The following is a 6,101-nucleotide window of genomic DNA, read 5'->3' on the forward strand; positions in this document are numbered from 1 at the left end:
GGTTCCCCGGAACAAATACATAGTAGTAGCGAGGTGGAAGTGAGTTTAATTGCTCCCACACTGGAGGAATCATCGGCTGTGGTCAGTCCTGTATCTATGATGACTCGAAGAGTTATCCCCGCCCAGGGATGGGTAGTTAATACTCAAGGAGATGTGGTTTTAGTGGCTGCTCCTAGGGGAAATCACCCTCACCGAGTTGATGCTGCTACGGCATATTGTCGGTAAATTTGATATTCCCTGGGTTTCCTGATCATGGTGAGTCTGAAGGTGCTTTTGTCAACCCCACTGATGTCAACAATTCCAGCCAATACTGGTTAATCTGGGGATCATTGGGGCGTTGACGGTGTAAATCAGCTAAAATACTCACAAAATTTTCCCACAGTCCAGCGGTGGCATAAAGCATTGCCTGATCTAAAGGTTCCGTGGTCTGTTGCACCTGAGAGTAAAGATTAGGATCTTTGACTACCTCAATCTTACCTTTTAAGTACAAATCTGAAGGACTAGAAGAATCACAAATGATGGAAAGTTTCCAAGTATATGCACGGTCTGCTGTTAATGGTGCTTCACTAGTAGGTATTTTGATACTCACAATACCTGCTTTGGCTCCCCCATCAAAGGTCTTTGTATACAGGTTTTGAGGTATTTGATCATCCCTGAGCAGAAATTCCAGTCTTTGTATTGCTGTGGTAGTTTCAGGAATGTAGAACCAGAATTGGGGATGGTCTGACGTGGTTCGCTGCTTTCCATCTTGTTCGTGGGCGGGGATGAGGGAAACAGGAAACTGCTCATCCGGGAAACATTTTTCCTCTTCATTTGTAAGCAATTCAGGTAGACGTGTACCTGCAGGAGTGGTTCTGCTAGGTCTGCCTTCCGGGAATATAATTACATTGCCACCGGGTTGAATATAAGCTTCAATATTCCTGATGGCTTCTGCGGCTTGGCGATCGCCCGGACGTGCTGCTAATGCTTGCTGGAAATATATTAAAGCTTGGCGATATTCCCTGTCAGCAATTTTTGCATAACCAACTTGCATATATTCGTCATAGCTGGAGATGCTCTTAACTACGTGGTCAGGTTGATGTGTTGCTAAGACTGGAGTAGGAGGGATAAAACCTAGGGGTAAACAGAAGCAGCCAGTCAATAGACAGTGTAGCCAAATTTGATATTTCATACAAGAACTACTTAACTGGTAATAGAGATTTTGTCACCATAGCTGCAGATGGGGAACCCTGCTAAAATACTTAACACTATATTGATTTGTATTAAATGTGACAGTGAACAGCCTTGAGGCTGTTCACTCTTGACTGTTAATTAATTACTTATGCTTCGTCTAAAGCCGCAATACCAGGTAAGATTTTACCTTCTAACAGTTCCAAGCTAGCGCCTCCACCGGTGGAGATGTGGCTCATTTGATCAGCTAAACCGACCTTTTCCACAGCCGCCACTGAGTCACCACCACCGATGATTGTGGTTGTACCAGTTTTACCGATTTCTGCGAGAGTATGAGCGATCGCTTCTGTACCGGTAGCAAATTTATCAAACTCAAACACACCCATAGGGCCGTTCCAAATCACAGTTTTGCAATCAGCCAAAGCTGCTTGGAAAACCTTCACAGAGTCGGGGCCAATATCCAAACCCATACCATCAGCGGGAATATTTTCAATACTGACAGTTGTTGCATTAGCATCGGGGGCGAACTTATCTGCTGAGACGATATCTGTAGGTAACAAGAAGGTAACGCCACGTTCTTGAGCTTTAGCTTCCAAAGTCTTGGCCAGTTCTAATTTATCTTCTTCTACCAAAGACTTACCAACACTTAAACCCCGGGCTTTATAGAAGGTGAAAATCATCCCGCCACCGATGATCAGCTTATCGCATTTTTCCAGGAGAGTTTCAATCACACCTATTTTGCTGGAAACCTTGGAACCGCCAATAATTGCCGCCAAAGGACGTTGGGGATCTTCAATAGCACTCTGTAAGTACTGTAGTTCCTTCTCGATCAAATATCCCCCCACAGAAGGACTCAAGTAGTGAGTTACACCTTCAGTCGAAGCGTGGGCGCGGTGTGCTGTACCAAAAGCATCATTCACATAAAAGTCAGCATTAGCTGCCAGTTTTTTAGCAAATTCTGGGTCGTTTTTCTCTTCTTCCTTGTAGAAGCGGACATTTTCGAGTAGCAGAACTTGTCCATTTTGTAAAGCTGCAACTTGAGCAGCAACCGCATCGCCGATACAGTCATCAGTTTTGACAACTTCTTGACCTAGCAATTCCGAGAGACGTTTAGCAACTGGGGTTAAACGCAGCTTGTCATCCACACCCTTGGGACGACCAAAATGGCTAGCTAGAATTACCTTAGCTCCCTTCTGGGTCAAATCTTGGATAGTGGGCAAAGCAGCGCGAATGCGAGTATCATCTGTGATGTTGCCTTGGTCATCGACAGGGACGTTAAAATCAACCCGTACTAAGGCACGTTTACCTGATATATCACTTGCAGACAAATTTGCTAAAGTTTTTTTCGACATTATGATAGACTCTCCTGATTAGCCTTTTGTTATTGTTTTGAAAGTGGAACCATCAAGATTTTACGAGCAAGCAGTGATGCGTAAATCCCCCGTTATTTATGCGGGGCATATTAAGCTAATGACTGATTTGATTCTGTCGTGAAATGCTAAAATTATCATAGCGGTAAAGCGTACACTTAAAAAGCGTGCGCTTGAGAACTGCCAGGGCGGTAGGTGAGTTCCACGGTGTTAACTTGTGGACTCGCAGAGGCGGACTTTTGCACAGTGAAGCAAGGGTAAACACTAAATCTCCTTAGTTAGGTGAGTGTCAACGTAGTCAGGGGTGCTAAGTGACAGAGATGTTTAAAACAGTACTATTTCCAATTGATCAAAGCCGGGAAGCGCGAGAAGCTGCTGATGTAGTTACCAACGTTGTGCAGAAGTACGGTAGTCGCTTGGTGCTGCTGTCTGTGGTGGAAGAACCAGTCACGGATGTACCCAGTCCAGATCCCATGAAGTCGTCAGACCTTGTCTCTCAATTGCTGGAAAATGCGCGATCTTTGTTTTCTCAGCAAGGAATTCAATGTGAGATTCTGGAAAAACAGGGGAAACCAGCCTTTACTATCTGCGATGTGGCTGATGACATCGGGGCAGATTTAATTATCATGGGTTGTAGAGGATTAGGTTTGACTGACGAGGGAGCAAGTGATAGTGTTACTACGCGTGTAATTAATCTTTCTCCTTGCCCAGTGCTAATTGTGCCTTAATCTTGCCAAGACGCGATGAATCGCGTCTACCTACATTCGATCCCCAATAGCACTTTTGCTGCCTAAAATTCTTTGGTTGCGTAACATCTCTCCATCTTCGCCGGTCAAATAGTTCGGTTATCCCGCTACTTGTCAGCAACTGAAGAGGGGGTTTTTGCGTCACTATGGATATAGTTAGTAAGATTTGTGTAAATTATTTTTTTTGTCAACGAAACAGTTTTCAATTATAATTGAAAGATTTACCTGAGTTACTTTACTATCTGCTTGATTTGTCTTAGTATAGGATAAGTAGAAATCATATCGACTTCAGATTTTACAATTGCACATCGCGGCCGAGGATAAAAAGAATTTACGCCAATAACCAAGTGTGCTTCTAGGAGACTTCAAAATTCAGGGAAGGTAAGGGAACCTATATCGGGTAGGGGTATTCTTAATCTTTCATAGGCGGTGTATGAATTGACTTCTTTTGGTAGCGCCCTATGTTCCGTGATATGTTTACTACCTTTCCAAACCAGATTTAGTTATTCAAGATCCGTTGTATTTACGGAGTAGAGGACAACGCACCAATGGCTATTGTTAAAACCAAAACCGAAAACCTCAATACCAAATTCACGGCTGATATGGTCAGAACCTATCTGCGGGAAATTGGTCGGGTACCACTGCTAACGCGAGAAGAAGAGATTATTTTTGGCAAGCAGGTACAACAAATGATGACCCTTGTGGAGGCTAAAGACTCCTTAGGGCAGGAGCTAGGTCATGAACCTAGTTTAGCAGAGTGGGCAGCCCATGTTAACCAAACGGAAACACAGATCACACACTCTGTCACCCTAGGTAAACGGGCCAAGCAAAAGATGATTGAAGCCAACCTGCGTTTGGTTGTGGCCATCGCCAAGAAATACCAAAAGCGCAACATGGAGTTTTTGGATTTGATCCAGGAAGGAACTCTAGGATTAGAAAGGGGTGTAGAAAAGTTTGATCCCACCAGGGGTTATAAGTTCTCCACCTATGCTTACTGGTGGATTCGCCAAGCGATTACCCGGGCGATCGCCCAGCAAGGTCGGACTATTCGGTTACCGATTCATATCACCGAGAAACTCAACAAAATCAAAAAAGTACAGCGGGAATTGGCGCAAAAGTTGGGGCGATCGCCGAATCCTGCGGAAATTGCGCAAGAGTTGGAACTAGAGCCGATGCAGATTCGGGAATACCTGAATATGGCGCGTCAACCAGTGTCCTTAGATGTGAAAGTCGGCGATAACCAGGATACAGAATTGCAAGAAATGCTCGAAGATGAAGGACCATCTCCTGAGTATTACACCACCCAAGAGTTCTTGCGTGAAGACCTGAATAACTTGTTGGCAGAACTTACCCCCCAACAAAGACAGGTTTTAGCCCTGCGCTTTGGTTTAGAAGATGGTCATGAAATGTCTTTAGCTAAGGTGGGTGAACGCTTAAATCTTAGCCGTGAGCGCGTCCGTCAGCTAGAACATCAAGCTCTTGCTCATTTGCGCCGTCGTCGCGCCAATGTTAAGGAGTATGTTGCTAGCTAAAAGCAGATAGCTTGCGGTGACGCGCCTCCTGAAGTCAGGGGGCGATTTTTTATCTTGTTCTTCGAGGGATGGTGTTAATTAAAACTCAATCCCAGCTTGGGCCTTCACTCCTTGATCCCGGAAAGGATGTTTAATCAGAGTCATTTCCGTGACTAAATCTGCTCGCTCGATTAAAGCAGGGGGTGCGCCTCGACCTGTGAGAATTACGTGCTTGTTGGGTGGTTTTTCTGCTAACCCTGCTAAAACTTGATCTACTTCTAAATAGCCCATTTTGAGGGCGATATTGATTTCATCGAGCAACACTAACTGAAATTCTGGATTGCGAATATATTCTAATGATTTCTCCCAAGCAGCGCTGGCTTTGTCAAGGTCGCGATCGCGGTCTTGAGTTTCCCAGGTAAAGCCTTCCCCCATAGCGTGAAATTCTATCTGGTTTTCCCAAAAGCTGAAAACCTTTTTTTCTGATGGTTCCCAAGCACCTTTGATAAATTGCACAATCGCTACTTTATACCCATGACCGAGCGATCGCAACACCATACCCAAAGCCGCAGTGGTTTTACCCTTACCATTACCAGTATTAACTATAATTAAACCTTTTTCTGGTACAGCCTCTGCTATACGGCGATCCTGTACCTCTTTGCGCCGCTGCATCTTGTGGCGGTATTGTTCATCAGTTAAGTTAGTTAGGGTTGAGGACATGATTTCGTCTATTAAGCGTTCAATTTCTCTATCTGAGTTTAACTCTTCTGGTGTATCGCTTTTCATCAACCTTACTTATCAAATATGAATTTTCTCACCCACAGCAGGGTTATAGGACGAAGGGGTTAGTCTTGAAAAGACTGGATTTATTCAGGTGAGTGACTACGTGTTGTTTCATTTAATTCTCTTGAGAAATTATTTTGGAACACTATATTAATTCCTGATCATATGGCTTGGAGATCATGAAAAATGTAGATATTCAACATTTTTGTAGGATTTAATTAACTAAATTTTGGGAGAATCTGAGAGGATGTTTGATAAGTTTTCAACAGGTAATTTTTATCTTAGGGAACAGGGAACACACCGAACAGGGAACAGGGAACACCGAAGGATTGGGGAGCACCGAAGGATTAGGGAATGGGAAGGATTGGGGAACACACAAAAAACAATCAAATCCAGTCCCCTCCCCTTAAAAGGACAAGACAAGGTGGACAAGGTGGACTAGGTGACAAGGGAGAAAAACAGTACAAAGTCTGTATTCTTAGTAAGAAAAATAGCCCCTTAAAAGACCATTGTCCGGATAA

6 protein-coding genes are annotated in these 6,101 nt (G+C 44.0%); 3 read left to right on the forward strand and 3 right to left on the reverse strand.

Going from position 1 to position 6,101, the window contains the following annotated elements; translation table 11 throughout:
* A partial coding sequence (locus NWP22_RS01065) for a hypothetical protein (RefSeq protein WP_280801414.1) occupies positions 1–225 on the forward strand: 225 nt, incomplete at its 5' end.
* 25 nt (positions 226–250) lie between these two features.
* Here NWP22_RS01065 and NWP22_RS01070 read toward each other — a convergent pair.
* Together NWP22_RS01070 and NWP22_RS01075 are read right to left on the reverse strand one after the other, a co-directional pair.
* Complete coding sequence (locus NWP22_RS01070; RefSeq protein ID WP_271734192.1) at positions 251–1,171, reverse strand: DUF928 domain-containing protein; 921 nt, start codon at positions 1,169–1,171, stop codon at positions 251–253.
* Positions 1,172–1,319: 148 nt separating this feature from the next.
* Positions 1,320–2,522 carry a phosphoglycerate kinase gene (locus NWP22_RS01075; RefSeq protein ID WP_271734193.1) on the reverse strand — a complete coding sequence of 401 codons (1,203 nt, stop codon included), beginning with the start codon at positions 2,520–2,522 and terminating at the stop codon, positions 1,320–1,322.
* A 338-nt stretch (positions 2,523–2,860) separates the two neighbouring features.
* Here NWP22_RS01075 and NWP22_RS01080 point away from each other — a divergent pair, with 338 nt between their 5' ends.
* Positions 2,861–3,268 (forward strand): universal stress protein, encoded by a 408-nt coding sequence (locus NWP22_RS01080; protein ID WP_271734194.1) that lies wholly within the window; start codon positions 2,861–2,863, stop codon positions 3,266–3,268.
* 566 nt (positions 3,269–3,834) lie between these two features.
* Entirely contained in the window at positions 3,835–4,818 is a 984-nt protein-coding gene (locus NWP22_RS01085; RefSeq protein ID WP_271734196.1) for an RNA polymerase sigma factor, RpoD/SigA family, read from the forward strand.
* 78 nt (positions 4,819–4,896) lie between these two features.
* Here NWP22_RS01085 and cobO read toward each other — a convergent pair whose 3' ends face one another.
* Entirely contained in the window at positions 4,897–5,583 is a 687-nt protein-coding gene (cobO, locus tag NWP22_RS01090) for a cob(I)yrinic acid a,c-diamide adenosyltransferase (protein ID WP_271734197.1), read from the reverse strand.
* Between the last annotated feature and the right edge of the window lie 518 nt (positions 5,584–6,101).

It is taken from the genome of Anabaenopsis tanganyikae CS-531 (genome assembly GCF_029891675.1).
In the GTDB taxonomy this organism is placed as follows: domain Bacteria; phylum Cyanobacteriota; class Cyanobacteriia; order Cyanobacteriales; family Nostocaceae; genus Anabaenopsis; species Anabaenopsis arnoldii.

Bases quoted from the DNA above. Each gene is read 5' to 3' on its own strand.
- NWP22_RS01080 (WP_271734194.1), top strand. From the start codon at position 2,861: ATGTTTAAAACAGTACTATTTCCAATTGATCAAAGCCGGGAAGCGCGA.
- NWP22_RS01075 (WP_271734193.1), bottom strand. From the start codon at position 2,522: ATGTCGAAAAAAACTTTAGCAAATTTGTCTGCAAGTGATATATCAGGT.
- cobO (WP_271734197.1), bottom strand. From the start codon at position 5,583: ATGAAAAGCGATACACCAGAAGAGTTAAACTCAGATAGAGAAATTGAA.
- NWP22_RS01085 (WP_271734196.1), top strand. From the start codon at position 3,835: ATGGCTATTGTTAAAACCAAAACCGAAAACCTCAATACCAAATTCACG.
- NWP22_RS01070 (WP_271734192.1), bottom strand. From the start codon at position 1,171: ATGAAATATCAAATTTGGCTACACTGTCTATTGACTGGCTGCTTCTGT.